19 protein-coding genes and 1 tRNA gene are annotated in these 21,118 nt (G+C 57.2%); 14 read left to right on the top strand and 6 right to left on the bottom strand.

Features of this window, described 5'->3' with window-relative positions:
- Positions 1–246, bottom strand: coding sequence for an NAD(P)H-quinone oxidoreductase subunit L (locus tag SynBIOSU31_RS09815; RefSeq protein ID WP_186489577.1), 246 nt, complete (start codon positions 244–246; stop codon positions 1–3).
- A gap of 61 nt (positions 247–307) precedes the next feature.
- Between SynBIOSU31_RS09815 and SynBIOSU31_RS09820 the strand changes: the two genes are divergently transcribed.
- Positions 308–396: transfer RNA gene (locus SynBIOSU31_RS09820), tRNA-Leu, on the top strand.
- Between the two features lie 79 nt (positions 397–475).
- Positions 476–3,178 carry an MGH1-like glycoside hydrolase domain-containing protein gene (locus tag SynBIOSU31_RS09825; protein ID WP_186489579.1) on the top strand — a complete coding sequence of 901 codons (2,703 nt, stop codon included), beginning with the start codon at positions 476–478 and terminating at the stop codon, positions 3,176–3,178.
- A 506-nt stretch (positions 3,179–3,684) separates the two neighbouring features.
- Here the strand turns inward: SynBIOSU31_RS09825 and pyrC are convergent.
- Together pyrC and SynBIOSU31_RS09835 are read right to left on the bottom strand one after the other, a co-directional pair.
- Positions 3,685–4,770, bottom strand: coding sequence for a dihydroorotase (gene pyrC / locus SynBIOSU31_RS09830; protein ID WP_186489581.1), 1,086 nt, complete (start codon positions 4,768–4,770; stop codon positions 3,685–3,687).
- Between the two features lie 16 nt (positions 4,771–4,786).
- Positions 4,787–6,448: a SulP family inorganic anion transporter gene (locus SynBIOSU31_RS09835; RefSeq protein ID WP_186489583.1), complete on the bottom strand. Its 1,662-nt coding sequence runs from the start codon at positions 6,446–6,448 to the stop codon at positions 4,787–4,789.
- Between the two features lie 125 nt (positions 6,449–6,573).
- On the opposite strand from SynBIOSU31_RS09835, the gene SynBIOSU31_RS09840 reads away from it, so the two are divergent.
- The 7 genes from SynBIOSU31_RS09840 (at position 6,574) to SynBIOSU31_RS09870 (ending at position 13,747) form a co-directional block, all read left to right on the top strand.
- A complete protein-coding gene (locus SynBIOSU31_RS09840) occupies positions 6,574–7,692 on the top strand; it encodes a calcium/sodium antiporter (RefSeq protein ID WP_186489588.1) in 1,119 nt (372 codons plus the stop codon).
- 113 nt (positions 7,693–7,805) lie between these two features.
- Entirely contained in the window at positions 7,806–8,306 is a 501-nt protein-coding gene (locus SynBIOSU31_RS09845; RefSeq protein ID WP_186489589.1) for a DUF2231 domain-containing protein, read from the top strand.
- Positions 8,303–8,938, top strand: coding sequence for a DUF2231 domain-containing protein (locus tag SynBIOSU31_RS09850; protein ID WP_186489590.1), 636 nt, complete (start codon positions 8,303–8,305; stop codon positions 8,936–8,938). Before SynBIOSU31_RS09845 ends, SynBIOSU31_RS09850 begins: the two co-directional genes overlap by 4 nt.
- A complete protein-coding gene (locus SynBIOSU31_RS09855; protein ID WP_186489591.1) occupies positions 8,935–9,882 on the top strand; it encodes a cytochrome c oxidase subunit II in 948 nt (315 codons plus the stop codon). Before SynBIOSU31_RS09850 ends, SynBIOSU31_RS09855 begins: the two co-directional genes overlap by 4 nt.
- A gap of 5 nt (positions 9,883–9,887) precedes the next feature.
- Entirely contained in the window at positions 9,888–11,576 is a 1,689-nt protein-coding gene (locus tag SynBIOSU31_RS09860) for a cytochrome c oxidase subunit I (RefSeq protein WP_186489592.1), read from the top strand.
- A gap of 3 nt (positions 11,577–11,579) precedes the next feature.
- On the top strand, positions 11,580–12,185 hold the full coding sequence (locus SynBIOSU31_RS09865) for a cytochrome c oxidase subunit 3 (protein ID WP_186489594.1): 606 nt from the start codon (positions 11,580–11,582) through the stop codon (positions 12,183–12,185).
- A 41-nt stretch (positions 12,186–12,226) separates the two neighbouring features.
- On the top strand, positions 12,227–13,747 hold the full coding sequence (locus SynBIOSU31_RS09870; protein WP_186492969.1) for a GMC oxidoreductase: 1,521 nt from the start codon (positions 12,227–12,229) through the stop codon (positions 13,745–13,747).
- A 59-nt stretch (positions 13,748–13,806) separates the two neighbouring features.
- Here the strand turns inward: SynBIOSU31_RS09870 and gorA are convergent, their stop codons facing one another.
- A complete protein-coding gene (gene gorA, locus SynBIOSU31_RS09875) occupies positions 13,807–15,168 on the bottom strand; it encodes a glutathione-disulfide reductase (RefSeq protein WP_186489595.1) in 1,362 nt (453 codons plus the stop codon).
- A 135-nt stretch (positions 15,169–15,303) separates the two neighbouring features.
- Between gorA and SynBIOSU31_RS09880 the strand changes: the two genes are divergently transcribed.
- Together SynBIOSU31_RS09880 and SynBIOSU31_RS09885 are read left to right on the top strand one after the other, a co-directional pair.
- A complete protein-coding gene (locus SynBIOSU31_RS09880) occupies positions 15,304–15,954 on the top strand; it encodes a ParB-like protein (RefSeq protein WP_255477189.1) in 651 nt (216 codons plus the stop codon).
- A gap of 102 nt (positions 15,955–16,056) precedes the next feature.
- Entirely contained in the window at positions 16,057–16,545 is a 489-nt protein-coding gene (locus SynBIOSU31_RS09885) for a DUF2808 domain-containing protein (protein ID WP_255477190.1), read from the top strand.
- Positions 16,546–16,572: 27 nt separating this feature from the next.
- On the opposite strand, the gene dnaA is transcribed toward SynBIOSU31_RS09885, so the two are convergent.
- The gene (dnaA, locus tag SynBIOSU31_RS09890) at positions 16,573–18,000 is read right to left on the bottom strand and encodes a chromosomal replication initiator protein DnaA (RefSeq protein ID WP_255477191.1); all 1,428 of its coding nucleotides are present in this window, start codon (positions 17,998–18,000) and stop codon (positions 16,573–16,575) included.
- A 53-nt stretch (positions 18,001–18,053) separates the two neighbouring features.
- Here dnaA and SynBIOSU31_RS09895 point away from each other — a divergent pair, with 53 nt between their 5' ends.
- From SynBIOSU31_RS09895 to SynBIOSU31_RS09905, 3 genes are read left to right on the top strand one after another with little or no spacing between them, the layout of a single operon-like run.
- Positions 18,054–19,214, top strand: a complete 1,161-nt coding sequence (locus SynBIOSU31_RS09895) for a trypsin-like peptidase domain-containing protein (protein ID WP_186489599.1) — start codon at positions 18,054–18,056, stop codon at positions 19,212–19,214.
- Between the two features lie 19 nt (positions 19,215–19,233).
- Complete coding sequence (locus SynBIOSU31_RS09900; RefSeq protein ID WP_186489603.1) at positions 19,234–19,860, top strand: TIGR04282 family arsenosugar biosynthesis glycosyltransferase; 627 nt, start codon at positions 19,234–19,236, stop codon at positions 19,858–19,860.
- Positions 19,857–20,585, top strand: a complete 729-nt coding sequence (locus tag SynBIOSU31_RS09905; RefSeq protein WP_186489609.1) for a TIGR04283 family arsenosugar biosynthesis glycosyltransferase — start codon at positions 19,857–19,859, stop codon at positions 20,583–20,585. The genes SynBIOSU31_RS09900 and SynBIOSU31_RS09905 overlap by 4 nt, the downstream gene beginning before the upstream one ends.
- Here the strand turns inward: SynBIOSU31_RS09905 and SynBIOSU31_RS09910 are convergent.
- The gene (locus SynBIOSU31_RS09910; RefSeq protein ID WP_186492972.1) at positions 20,555–21,016 is read right to left on the bottom strand and encodes a GNAT family N-acetyltransferase; all 462 of its coding nucleotides are present in this window, start codon (positions 21,014–21,016) and stop codon (positions 20,555–20,557) included. The two genes, SynBIOSU31_RS09905 and SynBIOSU31_RS09910, sit on opposite strands and share 31 nt — an antisense overlap.
- Between the last annotated feature and the right edge of the window lie 102 nt (positions 21,017–21,118).

Raw genomic sequence — 21,118 nt, forward strand, 5'->3', positions numbered from 1 at the left:
TCAGACCTCACCCTGACCGCTGAAACGCAGATTGAGGAATGGAGCAAACACAATCAATCCTGGAAAAAACAGGAACACCAGCGAGTAAATCCCCAAACGCTCGTATTTACCCATCACGGTCCAGCGGCGGGTCATCCAGGCGTAAAGAAGAAGGGGAACTACCACTAGGTAGGCACCACCCAGGACGATATAGGCACCGATCACAAGCCAGGTATCCAGGGAAACCGCGTTGAGGAGAGTCTCCATGGTCTGCAGAATGGGCCTTCTGGAGGGAATCTAGAATGCCAAGGCGGTGCCGGTGGCACCTGGGGGCGTGGCGGAATCGGTAGACGCACGCGACTTAAAATCGTTTGGGATGAAAATCCTGTGGGGGTTCAAGTCCCCCCGCCCCCACCACCGGTAGTGATACAAGCCGTTTTGTCATGGGCATTCGAGATCACCCTCATTAACTTCGAAGCATGAGGGTGCTTCGTTCATGGCAACTTCTGTGATCTTCAACGCAGAGCTTGGAGAGGAACCTGCAGAGCTGATTCGTTGCCGCGAGCGCGACGATGGGCATCAACCCTGGGATCGATGGGGCACCTATCTCAGCGACAGACAGTGGGGAACCGTTCGAGAGGACTACTCCGCAGACGGCAGTGCCTGGGACTCGTTTCCCTTTGACCACAGCCATCTACGCACATACCGCTGGGGCGAAGACGGCCTGCTCGGCCTTTGTGATGAAAAGGGTCTGCTCTGTTTCGCCCCGACACTCTGGAACGGAAAAGACCCTGTTCTGAAAGAACGCCTTTTCGGTCTAGGTAATCCGGAAGGCAATCACGGTGAAGACATCAAGGACATGATGTATCACCTGGCCGGAACGCCCACAGGAAGTTATGCCAAAGCGTTGTATCGGTACCCTCAGAAAAGCTTCCCTTACAAGCAACTAAGAGATGAAAACCGGTGCCGCGGTAGACACCAGAACGAATACGAACTGATTCACACCGGCATTTTTGATAACAATCGATTCTTCGATCTGGAGGTGGAGTACGCCAAGGCCTCACCAGAGGATGTGGTCATCCGTTTCACCATCACCAACCGTGGACCGGAGCAGGCTGAACTCCATTTGCTTCCCACACTTTGGTTTCGCAACACTTGGAGCTGGGGTGAAAACAGAGAGAACGACGGCAACACACCATCACTACACCTGAAGGAGGATCTGCTCGTCAGCAGTGCAGTTGAGGGACTCGGCTCCTACGGCCTGAGTTGCAGCGAACAGGGAACATGGCTGTTCACCGAAAACGAGACCAACACCCAGCGGCTTTACAACCAGCCTCTGAAGCAGCCCTATGTGAAAGATGCCTTTCACCGTTATCTGACCGAAGGCAAGCTCGATGCCGTGAATCCCAATCAAACAGGAAGCAAGGCAGCTCTCCACCTGCAGCGCGAACTCAAGCCCGGCGAGATCTGGGAGATTGATCTCAGGCTGCGCAAATACGACACCGCAGGGACAACAGCACAAGGCAGCGTCGAGTCCGCCACAATTACTGCCCTCATTGAGCAACGTCGCCAGGACTGGCAAGAGCATCTGCACTGGGTAGCCCCAGGACTAAACGACGAAGACAGAGCGATTCATGCCGCAGCAGCGGCTGGTCTGTTTTGGTGCCGCAAGTTCTACAACTGGTACGTGGCTCGCTGGCTGCGCGGCGACAGCAACTCAGCCAAACCACCAGTAGAACGCTGGCAAACCGACAACGCCTATTGGCGCAACCTGCGAGCACGCAACATCATCTCCATGCCCGACTGCTGGGAGTATCCCTACTTCTGTCAGTGGGACCTGATGTTCCATGCCGTGGCCTTCGCAGAGATTGACCCGGGTGAAGCAAAGCGTCAGTCACGCATGTTGCGCCAGGCTTCTTACACCGCCAACAACGGCCAGTCCCCGGCCTACGAATGGGCACTGTCCGACTCCAATCCTCCGATCGGAGCCTGGGCGGCACTGCGGATCTTCATGATCTCCAATCGCCGCTATGGCCACAAGGATTATCCGTTTCTGCGTGCAAGTCTTCGCGAACTGCTGCTGGAATACGGCTGGTGGGCTAACCGCACCGACCGCAATGGCGACAGCCTGTTTGAAGGTGGCTTCCTCGGACTCGACAACATCGCGATCTTCGATCGCCGCTATCCGCTAAAAGACGGAAGCCGCATCGAGCAGTCGGACGGTACGGCATGGATGGGCATGCTCAGCCTGAACATGCTGGAGGCATGCGTTCTGCTTGCCGAAGACAGAGAGGAATACACGAGTCTCTGCGAGCGCTTCGTCGCTGACTTCAGTCGTCTCACGTACGCCTTGAACAGTCCTTCCGGGCGTGGCTACGTCAATTGGGACGAAGAGGATGGGTTCTATTACGACGTGCTGAAGCGACCGGACGGCAGCAGTGATTACCTACGCACACGGTCACTGAGTGGGCTGATTCCTCTGCTTGCAGTCGCTACGTTTGATGCAGCGACAGTGAGGGAGATCCCATCCCTCGATGTGCGCAGCTATCTCAATGAACTGGCTGAAGAGCGAGGGGCACCTTTTGATGGAATCAATCATCTCGGCACATGGCATCGCGATCGCGTGCTCTACTCAATCGTGCCTCCCGATCGACTGCGTCGAATTCTCACCAGGGTCTTCGACGAAGAGGAGTTTCTCTCTGCTTACGGCATCCGAAGTCTGTCCAAGGCGTACCAGAAGACTCCCTATACCTATCAACAGGGTGACGACTGCGCCACCATCAGCTACTGCCCTGGCGACAGTCCGATTGCCATGTTCGGTGGTAACTCCAACTGGCGAGGTCCGGTCTGGATGCCGATCAACTATCTGCTAATTGAGGCCCTGCAGAAGTTCGGCCACGTTCTCGGTGACGAATTCAAGATGGAGTTTCCAACCGGCTCAGGGCGTGAACTGAACCTCTGGCAAATTTCACTGGAACTGGAACAACGACTGGTCGGAATCTTCCGGCAAGATGCCTCGGGTCGCCGCGCCTTCAACGGAGAGATGGCCCAGTTCCAGGACGATGCTGTATGGCGCGATCTGTTCCAATTCAATGAATACTTCAACGGCTGCACTGGCGCTGGGTTGGGAGCCAGTCACCAGACAGGCTGGACAGCCATTGTCACCAAAATGATCACTCAGCTTCAACGTTGGCGGTGATGGCAAAGACAACACATACCTCTATTCATTCAGAGGCATGCACTGCTCGTTGATCTCTGGCAAATCACGGAAACCCTGCCATTGAAGAGTGAAGAACCAATCCGGACCGTTTCAGGCGACTTAGCAACTCAAACACAATGGCTTCTACTAACTCGACTCATTCCAAAACCATTGAGCAACTTTAAATCCAAAATAAGCTCAGACAAATACACACCCTTTACAAGTGGTATTAACAAGCAATAAACCCAATTTTACCAAGACAAAATGGCAACTTACTTGATAGCATTCGGCGCACGTCTTACCCAGCAGAATAGTGCGTCAATAGCATCAAGGCTTCTAAGGGCACCTACACAAAGCCATCGATGGCTGGATTTAGGTGAAGAACTCTCCGCCCCCCATTATCTCTACAACTTATGCTTAACGATAGACCTAATGAAAGACTAGTCAGATTCAAAAGATTTTCGATATCTCCACGGGGGCTAACCCCCGATTCACTGCATCACCAGCTAACTATTAACTTCAACAGTCCATGCAAGCGTTTCACCGGCATGAAACAACAGCGGCAATTCACCATCCGGTAGTGCGTCATCCCCGCAGCAGATTGATGCCGGCGGAACCAAACGTGAGGGAACCCGTTGATCCCGCCGGGCAAGTGTGATGGTGTCGGTGTTGAGAGGCAGGCCGTAAAAGCGCGGACCATGCTCACTGGCAAAGCCTTCGAGATATTCGAGCGCGCCCTCCTGTTCAAAGATGGCGGCGTAGCTCTCTAATGCATGAAGCGCATTGAAGATGCCCGCACAACCGCAGGCTGACTCCTTGCCTGATCGGGGGTGAGGAGCGGAATCGGTGCCAAGGAAGAAGCAGGGCAAGCCACTGGTCGCAGCCTTCACCAATGCCCTTCGATGACATTCCCGCTTCACAACCGGGAGGCAGTAGAAGTCGCTTCTCAAGCCGCCCACAAACATGGCATTGCGGTTGAGATGCAGATGATGCGGAGTAATCGTGGCGGCGATACGTTCATCACCACTCTGATAAGCGTCTCGGATATAGATCGCTGATTCCTCAGTGGTGATGTGCTCGAGCACAATGCGTAACCGAGGATGGCGCTGGCGGAGCGGTTTCAGATGCCGTTCGATGAACAGGGCTTCACGGTCGAAGACATCCACATCAGGATCCGTGACTTCTCCGTGGATCAGCAGAGGCATGTCGATGGACTCCATGCATGACAGCACGGAGGAGATTTTGGACAGATCACTGACACCGGCCGCTGAATTGGTGGTTGCATTGGCGGGATACAACTTGGCCGCTCGAAACACATCCTGAGTGAATCCTTTCGCCAGCTCATCGGGATCGAGATCGTCTGTGAGATAAGCCGTCATCAGCGGCTCAAAACGGATCCCCTCAGGTAAAGCCTCAAGAATTCTGCTGCGGTACGCCAACGCTGCATCCACCGAGGCCACCGGTGGGCGCAGGTTGGGCATCACAATGGCCCGAGCAAAAGTTCGAGCTGTGGCTGGCAGCACAGCCCAAAGCATGGCTCCGTCCCTGAGGTGCACATGCCAGTCATCCGGACGGCGAAGCTCGAGGGACATTGGCACCTCCGCCAAGTCAGACCTCCTGAAGGACGGGGAGCTGACCCACTGCACGACGCAGAATCTCCTCCCGATCGTCGCTCACATGGTGTTCGGGCAGAAGCTCAAGCAGCTTCAGCTTCTCGAGGCGATTGCGGGTGGAACCGTTCATCACCACCAGATAAACAGACCGGCCAACTTCAACGGCTTCCTTAATGGCGTTTTCAAGGGCCAATGATGCAGTCACTCCGAGATGAGAGACCTCCGTCAGATCAAACAACACGGCTTCACAATCTTCGATGGCGTTGTGTTCACGGCTGATGGTCTTGGCCACACCGAAGATCATCGGACCGGTGAGTTGGAAGAGCAGCAGACGACCAGCCGCCTGATCCAGCAATGCTTGCTGATTTTCAGGAAGTTCAACGTCATCATCGGTGGTGCTGATGGTTTTGACTCCGCGGGCCTGCAGGGCCGTCATCCGTTCGATGGTGAGCACATTGGCCACGAAAACACCAATGAATACAGCCCAGATCAGGTCAACCAGCACGGTGAGTGCAATCACCCCGTAAGTGATGCATGCCGCTTTAATCGAAAGGTGATGAGCGCGCTGAAGGAAGCTCCAGTCAATGATGTCGAAGCCCACTTTCAGGGCAATACCTGCCAATACTGCCAAGGGAATCTGGGAGGCCAGCGGCGCGGCAAGCAGAATCACCAGCATCAGAATCAGTGCGCGGACGATGCCGGACAGGGCAGAGCGACCACCCGCCTGAATATTGACCACGGTGCCCATGGTCGCTCCAGCTCCCGGCAGCCCCCCGAACAAACCAGAGATCACATTGCCAAGGCCCTGTCCGATGAGCTCCTTATTGGAATCGTGCTCTGTGCGGGTCAGGCTGTCAGCCACCACAGAGGTGAGCAGAGCATCAATGCATCCGAGCATGCCGAGCACAGCACCATTGACCACCATCAATCGAATCTGATCGCCCGAAAAGGTCGGAGGAATGAAACGGGGAAATTCGGCTGTGAATTCGGGAATCCTGCGCAGTTCAACATCACCGAAGAGAGTGAGAGACAACACAGTGCCCACCACGAGAGCCAGAAGCTGTGGAGGGCAGAACCGCTTGAACTGCTCGGGTGTGAACCACAAGATCAACAAAGTGATCACGGCCAGTGCAAGCTCAAGAGGCTGAACACCCGATATCAATTCCGGGAGCGAATTCAAGGTCCCAATCACACCCCCGGAGGGACTGCTCTGTCCCAGAAAGGGAGCCAACTGCAGGATCACCAAGATCACACCGATCCCGGACATGAATCCCGAAATCACCGTGTAGGGCATCATCGTGATGTAGCGGCCTAGACGGAAAAAACCAAACAGGATCTGGAACACGCCAGCCAGAACCACCACGGTGAAGGCCATCGCCAGAGCAGTCCCTTTGTCGGGAATCTGGCTTGTGAAACTGAGAATGACGGCGGTGAACACCACCGTCATCGGTCCAGTCGGCTCAGAAATCAGCGTGGGAGTGCCACCGAAGAGCGATGCCACCAGGCCGATGATCACAGCTCCCCAAAGTCCGGCAGCCGCTCCAGCTCCGGAGGCCACACCAAAGGCGAGGGCCATCGGCAATGCCACGACAGCTGCCGTCACACCACCGAAAACATCCCCGCGAACGTTGCGCGTACTGATGTGATTAAGAAGCACGCCAAACCGTTTCGAATGTGGCGGAATGCTAATTCCCTGTCAGAGCAATGGCCTGAATCCGCGCAGGGTCGCTCCCTGACGAGCACTGGGTGGCATCGCAGAATAAGGGCAGGCTGCGACGCAAGATGCCCGACTTTCTGACATCCGCCCTGGAGGTCCTCATCGGGATCGGCCTCTTGTTTGCAGGGGGAGAAGTCTTCGTCCAGGGGGCGGTGACGCTCTCGCTGATTTTCGGAATCCCTCAACTGGTGATCGGACTCACTGTGGTTTCGATCGGAACCAGCGCTCCGGAGCTGTTCGTGAGTGTCAATTCCGTTTTGCGTGGATTGGATTCCCTGGCCGTGAGCAACGTGGTGGGCAGCAACATCTTCAACGTGATGGTGGTGCTTGGTAGCAGTGCTGTGGTGATGCCACTGCGCGTCGAAAGCCGCCTCGTTCGAAGGGATGTGCCGGTGATGATCGCTGTGTCCGCGGCGGTTTGGGGCATGGCATCGGCGGGGAGGGTGACCTGGCAGTCGGGCATAGCACTTCTGCTCGCACTGTTGATCAACTCAATCTGGGAAATTCGCACAGCCCGAGAGGAGCCAGCAGGTGTTGAAGGAGCTGAGCCCGATGTGAATCCCGACCAGGGCAAGCGCGGCATCCTGAAAGCTGTGTTGTCACTGTTGGTCGGAATTCTGCTGCTGGGTGTGGGGTCGCGGGTTCTCGTCAGCGGTGCCAGCGGTGCTGCGACCTATTTGGGCGTGAGTGAAGCGGTGATCGGACTCACAATCGTGTCTGCCGGCACCTCCATGCCAGAACTGATCACGTCGCTAGTGGCCGCCATCAAGGGGCGAACCGATCTGGCGATCGGCAATGTTGTAGGCAGCAACCTGCTCAACCATCTGCTCGTGCTGGGCGCCAGCTCACTGGCAGCCGCTGGAGCGGGCGGTCTGCAGGTGAGCCCCCTCTTGATTCAGCGCGACATGCCGGTCATGGTGCTAACCGCACTGGCTTGCATGCCCATCTTCTGGACCAAAGGCCGGATCACCCGTCTAGAGGGTGGAATCCTGCTGGCCCTCTATGTGTTCTACGTGGTCGATCAAGTGCTGCCTCGCACACTGCCCACCTGGCAGGACGAATTTCGACTGGTGATGCTTTGCCTTGTGGTTCCGGCCGTCATTGTCGTGATTGTTGTTCAGGCTGGGCTGTATTGGCGACAGCTTCAACGCAAGCGACTCAAAGAGCCCAATGAGCTGAGCTGAAGCACAAGAGCTTGGATCAAGACACATGTCACAGCAACGCTCGCATTCGTTCACGAAAGGATGACCACACCCTGAAAGCTGTTCATCCTTAGAGAGCGTTGCGCGGCTTGCCGATGCTCGAGCTGCTTCCACCTCTCAACGACAAAAATTTGCCTTGGCTGGATGTAATCCATCCAATCATCGTGCATTTCGTGATCGCGATGGCGCTGATCTCAGTTGTGTTCGATTTAGTTGGTGTGATTACACAAAAGCGCAACCTCTTCGAGGTGAGCTTTTGGAATCTGGTGGTGGCCACCGTATCCATCTTTGTAGCCATCATCTTCGGACAGATCGAAGCAGGTCTGGCCAGTCCCTACGGAGCAGCACGGGACATCCTCAACTACCACAGCACCATCGGCTGGTCACTGGCTGGCGTTCTCGGTCTATTTACTGGCTGTCGCTATGTCGTGCGCCAGAAAGATCCAACTCGTCTGCCAGCAGGGTTTCTGGTCATTGATGGAGTGCTCGCCACGCTGGTGTTCTGCCAGGTGTATCTGGGCGACATGCTCGTTTGGGTCTACGGGCTTCACACCGTGCCGGTCGTCGACGCTATCCGCAGTGGAGCGGTGTCATGAACCCCACGGTCCCGTTGCCAATAATCGCGATTCCGTCTCCCATCAATGACATCGTCGATCAGCTCGGTGCGAATGATCTCCCTTACACGATTCCAATTCACCCAAACCTGGTTCATTTCACGATCGGCTTGTTTGCAATCGGAATCGCATTTGACTTCGCCGGTGCGATCTATCCACTGGAAAAAAGGATCTTCCGTTTCCTTGCACTCCCAGTAACGCGCACTGGCTTCCATGACGTGGGCTGGTACAACGTCCTCGCCTGCAGCGTGATCACTTTTTTCACAGTGGCCGCAGGCTTCTTTGAAATGCTTCTGGCCGTGCCGCTGCCTGGCATTCGCAGCGTCATTGGCCAAAACGCCATCGACACCATGCTTTGGCACGCCATTGGTGGGGTGGCACTACTACTGATCATCGTTGCGATGACCATTTGGCGCGGCTTCCAGCGCTTCGCCTGGCGCAAAGACCTGGGTCGCCAGGTGAGCTGGCTGTATCTCGCCTGCGGGGCCGTCATCCTTTTAGTCATGGGGGTTCATGGAAGCCTTGGTGCCTGGCTTGCCAGTGAATTTGGCGTGCACATCACAGCTGATCAACTGCTTGCAGCTGGAGCGGATCTGAAGGAGGCACTGCCATGACGTCCTCGCGCCAAAGCCCGAAAAAAGGTCTGCCGCTCCGGCTGCTGGCCGTGATCCTGGTCTCCACTGCACTGGATGTGGCAGTGAGTTTCCAGGTGTCGCGCTGGGCCTATGGCTGGTTGCCAGTGCCCGCATCCACGGCTGCACCTTATGTGGATGATCTGTTCAGCCTTGAGGTCGGGATCGGCGCCTTCGTGTTCATCGGCTGTGTGGGTTTCATTGTCTGGTCGTTGTTATTCAGTCGTGCTGAAAAGTACGACGAAAGTGATGGTCTTCCGATTGAAGGCAACACCAAACTCGAAATCACCTGGACGGTGATCCCTTTTGTCATTGTCATGGCGCTGGCCTTTTATTCGATCCAGGTGAACGAGAAGCTTGCCTCGCTCGGGCCCAAGCAGAAATACGACGTCGCGCTCAATCAGGCTCCCGATGCCGTAGCCACCCTGGACGCACGCCGCGACATCGGACCGATCGAGGTGATTTCCAGGCAATGGTCCTGGGAATTTGTTTACCCCGATGGCGTGCGCAGTTCAGAACTGCATCTACCGCTCAATCAGCGCGCCAACTTTCTGCTGATCTCCGAAGACGTTCTTCACAGCTTCTACATTCCGGCGTTCCGCCTCAAGCAGGACATCATTCCAGGAAGTGTGATCTCGTACAGCATCACGCCCACCCGTGAAGGTCGCTTCAGGCTGCGCGATGCCATGTTCAGCGGCGCTTACTTCTCCAACAACCAGACCGACGTGATTGTCGAGTCGGAAGAGGAGTACGCCTCCTGGCTGACCACCACAGCCAAGCGCCCACTGGTCCAGGGCCTTAGCCCGGGCACAGCCCTTTACGAAAAACGCCTCAAGGACGGCGACCGTGGATGGGCGACCGTTCCCCCAGCTCCTCCACCGATGGTCAACGACCCCGGTAATCCCGAAGCGCCCCACGACGCCTGACCCCGATGACCAGCGCCAAATACGACCCCAGAGTGCTCAAGGCACCCCACCCTGTTCCAGGTGCTCCTGACAACTGGAAGCGCTTCTTCAGTTTCAACACCGACGCGAAAGTGATCGGAATTCAGTACATCGGGCTGTCACTGTTCTTCCTGATGGTGGGTGGTCTCCTGGCCATGGTCATGCGCGGTGAATTGATCACTCCTCCGGCAGATCTCGTCGATCCGAGTGTCTACAACGGGCTCTACACAATGCACGGGACAGTAATGCTGTTCCTGTTCCTGTTCCCGGTCCTGAATGGATTCAACAACCTGTTGATCCCCACCATGATCGGAGCTCCGGACATGGCTTTTCCCAAGCTGAACGCCGCAGCTTTCTGGCTGGTGCCTGTCTTTGCTGTCGTACTACTGAGCAGCTTCTTCGTGCCTGGAGGACCAGCCTCATCGGGGTGGTGGTCCTATCCACCGGTCAGCATTCAGAACCCTCTTGGTCATCTAATCAATGGTGAATTTCTCTGGATCCTGGCAGTAGCGATCTCCGGGGTGTCATCGATCATGGGTGCGATCAATTTCGTCACAACGATCATCCGCATGCGGGCGCCCGGAATGGGCTTTTTCAAGATGCCCGTCTTTGTCTGGACAGCATGGGCCGCCCAGACTCTTCAGCTGATTGGTCTACCCGCACTCACGGGAGGAGCCATCATGTTGATGTTCGATCTCAGTTTCGGAACCAGTTTCTTCCGACCTGAAGGAGGAGGAGATCCAGTGCTTTACCAGCACTTTTTCTGGTTCTACTCCCATCCTGCGGTGTACGTGATGGTTCTGCCTGTGTTCGGCATCTTCTCAGAGCTAATCACGGTTTATTCACGCAAACCACTATTCGGCTACAAATTCGTGGCATTGGCCTCATTCATCATCACTTTCCTGGGCTTGATCGTCTGGGTGCATCACATGTTCTATACCGGAACGCCACAGTGGATGCGCAATCTGGTGATGATCACAACCATGCTGATTGCTGTACCCACCGGAGTGAAAGTATTTGCCTGGCTGGGAACACTCTGGGGGGCAAAGATCCGTCTTAGCACACCGATGTTATTCGTTCTGGGGGGCCTTGTGAATTTCATTTTCGGAGGCATCACCGGCGTCATGCTCGGCACAGTTCCCATCGATATCCACGTGGGCAACACCTATTTCGTTGTTGCCCACTTTCACTACATCATTTTCAACACGATTGGTTTTGGAATCTTCGCTGGCATCTATCACTGGTTCCCAAAATTCACCGGCCGGATGTACTACGAAGGGCTCGGAAAAATTCATTTCACCCTCACCTTCATTGGTGCAACTCTCAACTGGCTTCCGCTGCACTGGGCCGGCCTCTACGGCATGCCTCGACGCGTTGCCTCCTATGACCCTGAGTTCGCCCTCTGGAATGTGATTGCAAGTATCGGAGCCTTCATGTTGGGGGTGGCTTCCATTCCCTTCATCCTCAACATCGTGAGCTCCTGGGCAAGGGGTGCCAAAGCCCCCGCCAATCCCTGGAGAGCGATCGGACTGGAGTGGTTGCTTCCCTCGCCGCCGCCGGCTGAAAATTTCGAAGACGATATTCCCACTGTGATCAGCGAGCCCTATGGCTATGGCCTGGGCAAACCCCTTGTCGAAGACGAGGAGTTTTATGTCCGACGCTCCATGGAGGCCTGAACAATGACCAGCGCCAATGTTGATTTACCGCTCAAGCACAAACCCGGACATATCAAACATGACGGGCACAATTTGACGGGATTTATCATATTTCTATGCTCGGAAAGCATTATCTTTCTGGCGTTTTTTGTTGGTTATGCACTGCTGAAGATCACGAGTCCCGAATGGCTTCCGGAAGGTGTCGAAGGTCTCGAAACACGGATGCCATTAATCAACACAGTCATTCTTGTGAGCTCCAGTTTTGTTGCCTACTTCGCTGAACGCTATCTCCACAAAGAGAATCTCTGGGGATTCCGGGCAATGTGGCTACTCACAATGGCCATGGGAAGTTACTTCGTCTATGGGCAATATGTCGAGTGGTCAGAGCTGGCATTCAGCTTGAGCAGCGGAGTATTCGGGGGAACGTTCTACTTACTGACCGGTTTTCACGGCCTTCATGTGATCACAGGAATCCTGCTGATGGGCCTGATGTTGGCGCGTTCCTTCCGCCCAAACAACTACGCCAAGGGGGAAATGGGCGTCACGGCAGTGAGCCTGTTCTGGCATTTCGTGGATGTGATCTGGATCATCCTTTATGTGCTGATTTATGTGTGGCAGCGAACCAGCTGATCGCTTCTGCATCACTCAGTTTTCAACAACCTCAGCCATCCATGATCATCGACGACCGCCATTACGACATCATCATCGTCGGCAGTGGTGCCGGCGGAGGGACTCTTGCAGGGGCGCTCACCCGCCAGGGCAGAAGCGTTCTGCTTCTAGAGCGAGGAGAAGCCATGGCACTAAGTGATCAAAACGTGGCCGATGTAGATCTGCTCCGCAAGGATCGCTATCACCCCACGGATGAACGCTGGTTCGGTCCAGATGGAGACCCTTTCGCACCTCAAACCGCCTACAGCCTGGGTGGCAACACCAAGATCTGGGGAGCAGTGTTGGAACGCATGCGCGACAAGGATTTCGGTGAGGTGTCACTGCAGCATGGTGTTTCACCAGCCTGGCCTTTCGATTACGCCCATCTGGCTCCCTACTACGACCAGGCTGAGACGCTCTACCGGGTTCACGGTCAGGCCCATATCGACCCCACGGAGCCTGCACGCAGTAAAGACTTCGACCATGCGCCACGTCCGGTGGTGCCGTTCCTCGAGCAGCTTCGCGAAGGGCTACAGCGCCACGGCTGCCAGCCTTACGACCTGCCTCTCAGCTGGTCCGAAAGCAAAGAAGATCCCAGCGGTGACTCCCAGCTCTTCGGCCTAGACAGGGCCGACCCAAGCAAGCTGGAGGTTCGAACTCTGTCCAAGGTTCTGCGGTTGCATGTGAGCCCCAGTGGACGAGATGTGAAGCGGGTGGAGGCGGATGTAGACGGCGAGGTCTGGCTTTTCTCCTCCGATCTGGTGGTACTGGCAGCCGGTGCAATCAATACGCCGGCCATCCTGCTGCGATCTAGCAACGAACGTCACCCCCGTGGCCTCAGCAACAAGTCAGACCAGGTGGGTAGAAACCTGATGAATGTTCAGCTCACCTCGATCCTGCAGCGTTCCGCGGAAGCTAACAGCGGTCGTTACGCCCGTTCCTTCGGCATCAACGACTACTACTGGGGAGACAAGAACGTGACGTTCCCACTGGGGCACATTCAGTCCGCAGGCGGAGTGCTGCAGGACGCACTATTCGCAGAATCACCGCCAGTGTTGTCACTGGTCAGCAAGTTGATTCCTGATTTTGGATTGGAGCGCCTGGCATCGCGATCAGTCGCCTGGTGGGCCATGACCGAAGTGCTTCCCGATCCAGAAAACAAGGTATGGCTGAACAAAGAACAGATCCGCATCAATTATCTCCATAACAATCTGGAAGCCCACGACCGACTGGTGTATCGCTGGATCGACACCCTCAAATCCGTGGAGGCCGATCCGGTCACCAAGGTGGTGACGTCAGAGCCCGTGCATCCCCGCGGCGAAGCACCTCTCAGCGTGGTGGGCTACGGCTGCGGCACCTGTCGAATGGGTGAAGATCCCGTCGCATCCGTCGTGGATGCAGATGGAAAGTGCCATGAACTTGAGAACGTCTACATCACCGACAGCAGTATTTTTCCAAGCTGCCCAAGCGTGGGACCAGGTCTCACCACTATTGCCCTGGCACTGCGCATGGCAGAAACACTTCACCAACGGCTGCACAACTGATCCTGGGACCACTCCGATCATGAGCTGATCAGCTCATGATCGGAGTGGTTGTGACGCCATTAGCCCATGGTGACGAATTCCTCCGACACCGTTGGATGCAAAGCCATCGTGCGATCAAAGTCTGACTTGGTTGCTCCCATTCCAACAGCGATCGCCGCCATCTGAATGATCTCTGCTGCATGTTCGCCGACCATGTGACAGCCCAGAACGCGCTCGGTTTCTACTTCAAGGACCAGCTTGAGCAGACAACGCGGTCCGCACTTAGGTAGGGCCTGTGCCATGGAGCGGAAACGGGCCCGGTGAATCACCACCCCCTCGGCACCGTATTGGGCGATGGCATCCTCTTCCGACAACCCCACCGTGGCCAGCTCAGGCTGACTGAATACGGCACTGGCTACCAATTCATGGCTCACCTGTCGCGGACGCTCTCCATAGACACTGTCAGCAAAGGCGCGACCCTCATCAATCGCCACAGGCGTGAGGCAGATGCGATCGGTCACATCACCAACAGCGAACACATGGGGCACATTGGTGCGCTGATCAGCATCCACGGGAATGTGATGGCCATGGATCGTCACTCCCGCAGCATCGAGGTTGAGACCTTGCAGAAAAGGCCGTCGTCCAGTGGCCAGAAGTACACCCCCACAGGAGATTTGATCCCCGCGATTGGTGCGCACAACCAGGTCTCCGGGCTTGCCCTCAATGGCTTCAGGGCCTGTGGAGAACTGCACATTCACGCCTTTCTCAGCCATCCCCTCCTGCACGACTGCTGCCAGTTCGGCATCAAAACCGCGTAGCAGATGTTCGCGGCGCACCAGCTGTGTCACTTCGACACCAAGGCCGCTGAGAATCCCCGCGAATTCGCAGGCGATGAAGCCAGCACCCACCACAACCATCCGCTCAGGGAAACGCTCCAGCAAAAACATGTCGTCGCTGACCCAGCCCAGCTCGACACCTTGGATATCAGGACGCTGAGGGCGCCCGCCGACACCGATCAGCACCCTCTCAGCATGCAGGCGTTGCTCGGGATCACCACCGGGGTCAGCGGAAACAAGAATGTGATGGTCATCCTCAAAGCGTCCCCAGCCTTTGATCAGGGAGACACCGGCCTTCGCTAGAAAGTCAATGTGCATGGCATTGAGGCGGTCCACCTCAGCACGCACATTGGCAAGCAACTGTGCTGAATCAATCCGGACCTCAGACGGATGGACGCCATAACTGGAGGCCTCCTCCATCTGTCCTGCCATCTGGGATCCATAGACCAGCAGTTTCTTGGGGACACACCCCCTGATCACGCAGGTGCCACCGACACGATCACCTTCAATGATGGCAACCCGAGCCCCATGACGTGCCGCCCGCTTGGCCGCCGCGAGGCCGCCGGAACCGGCACCGAGCACTACGAGATCAAACGACTGGTCCACCACAGCTGACGCTCAACTACCCAGCATTCTGAAGGGTCTGAATTCAATGGCTTCAAAGGGTGCGATCGAGATCAGCGAACCAACCAATCGGTGAGATCCGCATAGGGTTGGGTCGATTGAGACCTGGAGTCTGGTGTGCATCTGCCTCGCTACGACCGGATTCCTGATCATGACAATGATCACAAGCTGATCGAAGTCAGGGTGTGTGATCTCCAGCCCACGCAGATGTGCGTCGGGCTTGCGGAGGTTCGGAGCCGTCAGAGGGACTTCAGCAAGGAAAACAGGAAGGAACGTCTCGATTATCTGCGCGGCAAGCCGGTGCCCCTCGTGCGCAACCGCCTTGGGCAGCTCTGGATGGTGGATCGACACCATCGACTGAGGGCACTGCTGGAGATGGATCCCGGTGTTACCACCTATGGCTACGTCATCGCTGAGCTTGACAGCGACAGCCGCGATGCAGCGCTCCCAGCTCTGCAGAGTCGGGGGTGGCTCTATCTCCAGGACGGACGCGGCAACGGTCCATGGGAACCCTCCAAGCTGCCCCTGTCACTCCTGGGTCTTGAAGACGACTCGTACCGCAGCCTCGTCTGGAAATTGAAGAAAGAGGGGCTAATCAAGCCACAGCGCCTTATCCCTTATCACGAGTTCCGTTGGGGGGCATGGCTGCGCACACGCCCCTTGCCACCGTTCAGTTCCTCCCAGTTAGAGCCGGCGCTGCCGGCATCTCGGCGACTGGTTCAGTCCCGATCTGCGGCTCATCTCGCCGGCTGGACTGGCAAAACCTGAAGGGTTGAGCGCTGTTGCCCCCTCCCCTCAACCGTTCGACGATTCACAAAACACCCCACTCCTATGCGTCTCCTGACCTCAACTCTGGCAGCAGCTGTGCTGATGACAGCCACGACTGCGAAGGCTGTGGAGATCGATGGCCAAACCAGTTTTGTAGCCGTGCCAACGCAGGCAAAACTCACCAATTACCGCTGGTACGCGTTCGAGTGTTGTGCCGTTTACTACGTGACTCTGGAATTCCCAGGGGGTGCTGGAGCTGATCTGGGAGGAATCAATCTTGAACAGATCCGGGGCGCGCAGCCCGCGTTTTATTACGGAGCTGTGCCTGTTAAGGCCTTTATTGGCACTCCACGTCGTCAAGGGAAATCCGTTGAGGTCCAGGCGAAATTCAGTCATGACGCACGCTCAATCGACGTTCGATTCGAGTCAGCGGTGAAACCAGGAGACGTTGTCACGATCGCCTTTCAGACAGGAGTGAACCCACCCGAAGACATCTACACCTTCTCGTTAACGGCCGTTCCGGCAGGGCCGAATCCGATCCATCAGATGGTTGGAGTGATTCAAATGGAGATCTTCGAGCCGATGTACTGAGGCTGAAGGCTGTGGAACAAAAAGTCTTCAGCGCTTGCGACGTGAATCAATCTGCAGCAGATCACGCACCCTTTGCACCTGACTGGCCAGCTGTGGATCAGTGCCGAGCTTCTTCTCCACCTGACCAATGGCGTACATCACCGTGGTGTGATCCTTTCCTCCGAAGGTTTCACCGATCCGCGGAAGGCTGAGCCCGGTGCCCTGACGCATCAAGAACATGCCCACCTGTCGGGCCTGACTGACCGCCCGGCGACGGCTGCTGCTGCGCATGTCATCCGCAGTCACCCCAAAGACTTCCGACACCTTGTCGATCACCTGCTGAGATGTGACTTCAACACCCTGGCCGCTGGGATCCAGCATGGGAGCAACCGATTCAACGGTCATCGGCATCCCAGTGATCGAAGAGAAAGCGACCGCTCTTGTTAGCGCTCCTTCCAGCTCGCGGATGTTGGAGGTGAAACGACCAGAGATGTACTGAATCAGATCCCTCGGCAGAGAAACACGTTCCTGTTCGGCCTTTTTCTGAAGAATCGCCATGCGCGTCTCAAGATCCGGGGCCTGGATGTCAGCAATCAAACCCATGGAGAAGCGCGAAATCAAACGTTCTTGCAGTCGGGGAATCTGGCTGGGAGGGCGATCACTCGCGATCACGATCTGTCGACCGGCCTCGTGCAACGCATTGAACGTGTGGAAGAACTCTTCCTGCGTGTATTCCTTGCCCTCGATGAACTGGATGTCATCAACAAGGATGAGATCAGCGGCCCGGTAACGATCGCGAAAGGCCTGCATCCCATCTTTGCGAATCGCCACGATCAGGTCGTTGGTGAAAGTCTCGGTGGAGACATAAAACACCTTGGCCTCAGGATCGATCTCTAAGCGGTAATGACCGATGGCCTGCATGAGATGGGTCTTACCAAGGCCGACACCTCCACAGATGAACAGCGGGTTGAATTCGCGCCCGGGGGCCTCGGCAACAGCAAGGGCAGCGGCATGGGCCATGCGGCTATTAGGCCCCACAACGAATCGGTTGAACACGTACCGCATGTTCAGCCCCGGGAGACGACGGGGAGCCCTCGTAGCCGGGGTTGGCGGCGCCAGCGGGGGCGGCACCGCTGGCGCCGTAGGTGCGGCGGTGACACCTGCCGTTGCAGAGCCGGCCGGAAGCTCCTCAGCATCACGCGCCAGAACCGACACCGTCACAGGCTGACCAGTGATCTCACCGGCCACATCCGCGATGGTGCTCGCATAGTTCTTACGCAACCAGTTGCTGGCAAAGCTGTTAGGCGCCAGCAATGTGAGAGTCCCTTCCCGGAATCCGCTGCACTGGGCAGGGCGGATCCAGGTCTCGAAGGTTGGCTTGCTGAGGTTGCTCTGAAGGGCCTGCTGAACCTTGCTCCAAAGCTCACTGCCCGTCAGCACTGCATCCTCCGATTCACGGTGGCTGAATCTACGCACCCCAGGCCGATCGGTCCGTCTTTAATGAGGTGCTGACGACATCACACATCTTCATGGCCTCCGCCATCCAGCGTCCCCTGCAGCGAGCACTCATGCTCATCGGCGTCGGCCTCATCGGCTCCAGTCTCAGCGGCTGCGGAACCGACTGGAAGCAGCGCATCGGACTTGATCAGGCCCCCGCCAGCGACCCCTTGCCGGAGGTGAGCGATGGCCCTCGCTCAGCCCCCCTTCAACCGGGTAAAAACATCATTGTTGAAGCGGTGGATCGGGTCGGCCCCTCAGTGGTGCGGATCGACACGGTGAAACGTGTGGTCAACCCGCTCGGCAACCTGTTTGGCGGCAGAGCCCCCATACAGCAACAGGCGGGACAGGGGTCCGGATTCATTACGCGTTCCGATGGCCTGATCTTCACGAACGCACATGTTGTGGAGGGTGCGGACCAGGTCTCGGTGACGCTGCCAGACGGTCGCAGCTTCAGTGGTCGCGTTCTCGGCAGTGACCCACTCACGGACATCGCTGTGGTGCGTGTGGTTGCCGACAAACTGCCGGTCGCTCCCCTTGGAAATTCCAACAATCTCAAGCCCGGGGAATGGGCCATCGCCATCGGCAATCCTCTAGGCCTCAACAACACGGTGACTGCTGGCATCATCAGCGCCGTGGATCGCACCAATGCCATAGGGGAAGGGCAGAGAGTGCCTTACATCCAAACGGATGCGGCCGTGAACCCGGGTAACAGTGGCGGACCGCTGATCAATGCCGCTGGCCAGGTAATCGGCATCAACACTGCTATCAAGAAAGCTCCCGGCGCCGGCCTGAGTTTTGCCATCCCGATCAACCTGGCCAAGCGAATCGCCCAGCAGATCATCAGCACCGGCCAGGCGTCTCACCCCTTCATTGGAGTCCGCCTCCAAAGCCTGACGCCCCAATTGGCCAAGGAGATCAATGCCGCGGCCAATAGCAACTTATGCAAGGTGCCTGAATTGAACGGCGTAGTAGTGATCGAAGTGGTGGAGAACAGCCCTGCAGCAGCGGGAGGAATCCGCCCCTGCGACCTGATCCGAGAAGTCAACGGCACCAAGGTGCAGGACCCGTCCCAGGTGCAGCTGGCAGTCGACCGGGGTCGCGTTGACGAGGCGATGCCCATCCTTGTTGAGCGCGATGGCGAAAGCCTTGAGCTGATGGTGAAACCTGAGGAGCTCCCACGGCAGCAGTGATCCCTTGCGTGCTGATCCGATGACCAGGCCCATCCTGGTGGTGATGACCCGCTGGCCTGCCAGCGGGCGCTGCAAACGCCGTCTTGCAAGCAAGCTGGGTGCTTCTCAGGCCGCAGGGATACAGGCTCGGTTAATCAGTCACACCTTGGCGGTGGCACAGGCACTCGCCAGAGAGGGAACGCTGCGACTGCACATCGCCATCAGCGGCGCTGGCCCAAGAGCCTGGCGCCGCTGGCTCGCCTCAGTGCCTGAGGCCAGCGTCAGCGCACAGGGCCGTGGAGACCTCGGCAACCGAATGCGCAGGGAGGTACTGCGGGCACGTTCCATTGACCCCAGTGCTCCCGTGATCCTGATTGGCACGGATCTTCCCGACCTTGCTCCAAGAGACCTGATCAGGGCGATCGAGCTTCTGCGCCACTCACCATTAGTGATCGGACCATCAAGGGACGGTGGTTACTGGCTCTTTGGTCTGGGGGCAACGGCGACTGGAACACCCCGCTGGCCCTTTCATTCGATCCCTTGGGGGAGCGATCAGGTCTTCCAGCTCACTTGGCAGCGTGCCTGCCAACGCGGTCTGACGCCTGCACAACTCGACGCACGCAATGACATCGACGAGCTCGAGGATCTGGAGGGGTGGCTGGCATGAACACTCCAGCGGCCCTGAGCGTGGTGATTCCCTGCCTGAACGAAGCAGAACGACTGCCACTGCTGCTGGCGGACTTACAGCAGGGTGGAAGCGAACTGGAGATCTTGCTAGCTGATGGGGGGAGCAACGATGCAACGCCGGAGATCGCTTGCCTAGCAGGTGCTTATCTCATCAAGGTTCATCCCGCTGGCCGTGGCCGTCAACTGCGCACTGCAGCGGCTCAGGCAAGTAGCGACTGGTTGCTGTTCCTGCATGCGGACAGCCGCCTGCCCCTGCGATGGTTCAGGGAGATCAGACCACTGCTGCAAACCTCTTCAGAAGCAGAAGCTGCAGCCTGGTATTTCGACTTTCGAATCACTCCCTCCACAGCAGCGCGACGCCTGCTGGAGCAGGCTGTGGCCTTGCGCAGCAGCTGGCTGCAACGTCCTTACGGCGATCAGGGACTACTGCTGCATCGCACGCTTTATGACCGCAGCGGCGGCTTTGCCGAGCTGCCGCTGATGGAGGATCTGGATCTGGTGGAGCGCCTGAGCCGCATCACTGATCTCAGGCGGATCGGTCTGCCGCTGACCACCGATGGCCGACGTTGGCAGAGCGACGGAGTGATGCAACGCAGCTGGCGCAATGCAAGGCTGCGCAGGCGCTGGAGACAGGGAGAGTCCGCAGAGCGGCTAGCGGCGGATTACTACGGAACTCAGTTCGCGTACCAGAAACCGCAGCGGTGACCATTGGGTTCCAGGTCCCAGCCCAGACGTTTGTAGAAGGGCAGGACTCCTGGATCGGCAAACAACGTGGCGCGTTCAGTCCCCAATGCTCGCAGCGCATCAAGGATGTAATCCATGAGCTGACTGCCGAGACCAGAGCCCTGGTAAAGGGGGTGAACAGCAACATCCCAGATGGTCGCTTCAAGCACCCCGTCGCCTGTGCAGCGCGCGAAGCCAACCAGTCGCGGAATCCGGGCATCGTGGCGCCAGAGACCAACTCGGATCAGGCTGTTGTCGAGGGCCTTGCGAACCCTTCGTGCAGGTCGCCGGCTCCAGCCCACCGCTTCAAGCAGCTGCTCCAGCTCCACCAGATCAAACGGTCGGTGCTGACTGAAGACCAAAGTGAGCTGGCTGGCAGGGGTCGCACACAGCTTCGCCTGATCGCCGTACATCACTTGCAGTGTCTCTGGCGTAAGGGAAGGGTCGTCGATCACTGACGATGCTGCAGTCTGACGATCCTGGCGCACGGAAGGCGAAAAGGGCGGCAAGGTAGG

The sequence above is a fragment of the Synechococcus sp. BIOS-U3-1 genome, assembly GCF_014279975.1.
Lineage (GTDB): Bacteria > Cyanobacteriota > Cyanobacteriia > PCC-6307 > Cyanobiaceae > Synechococcus_C.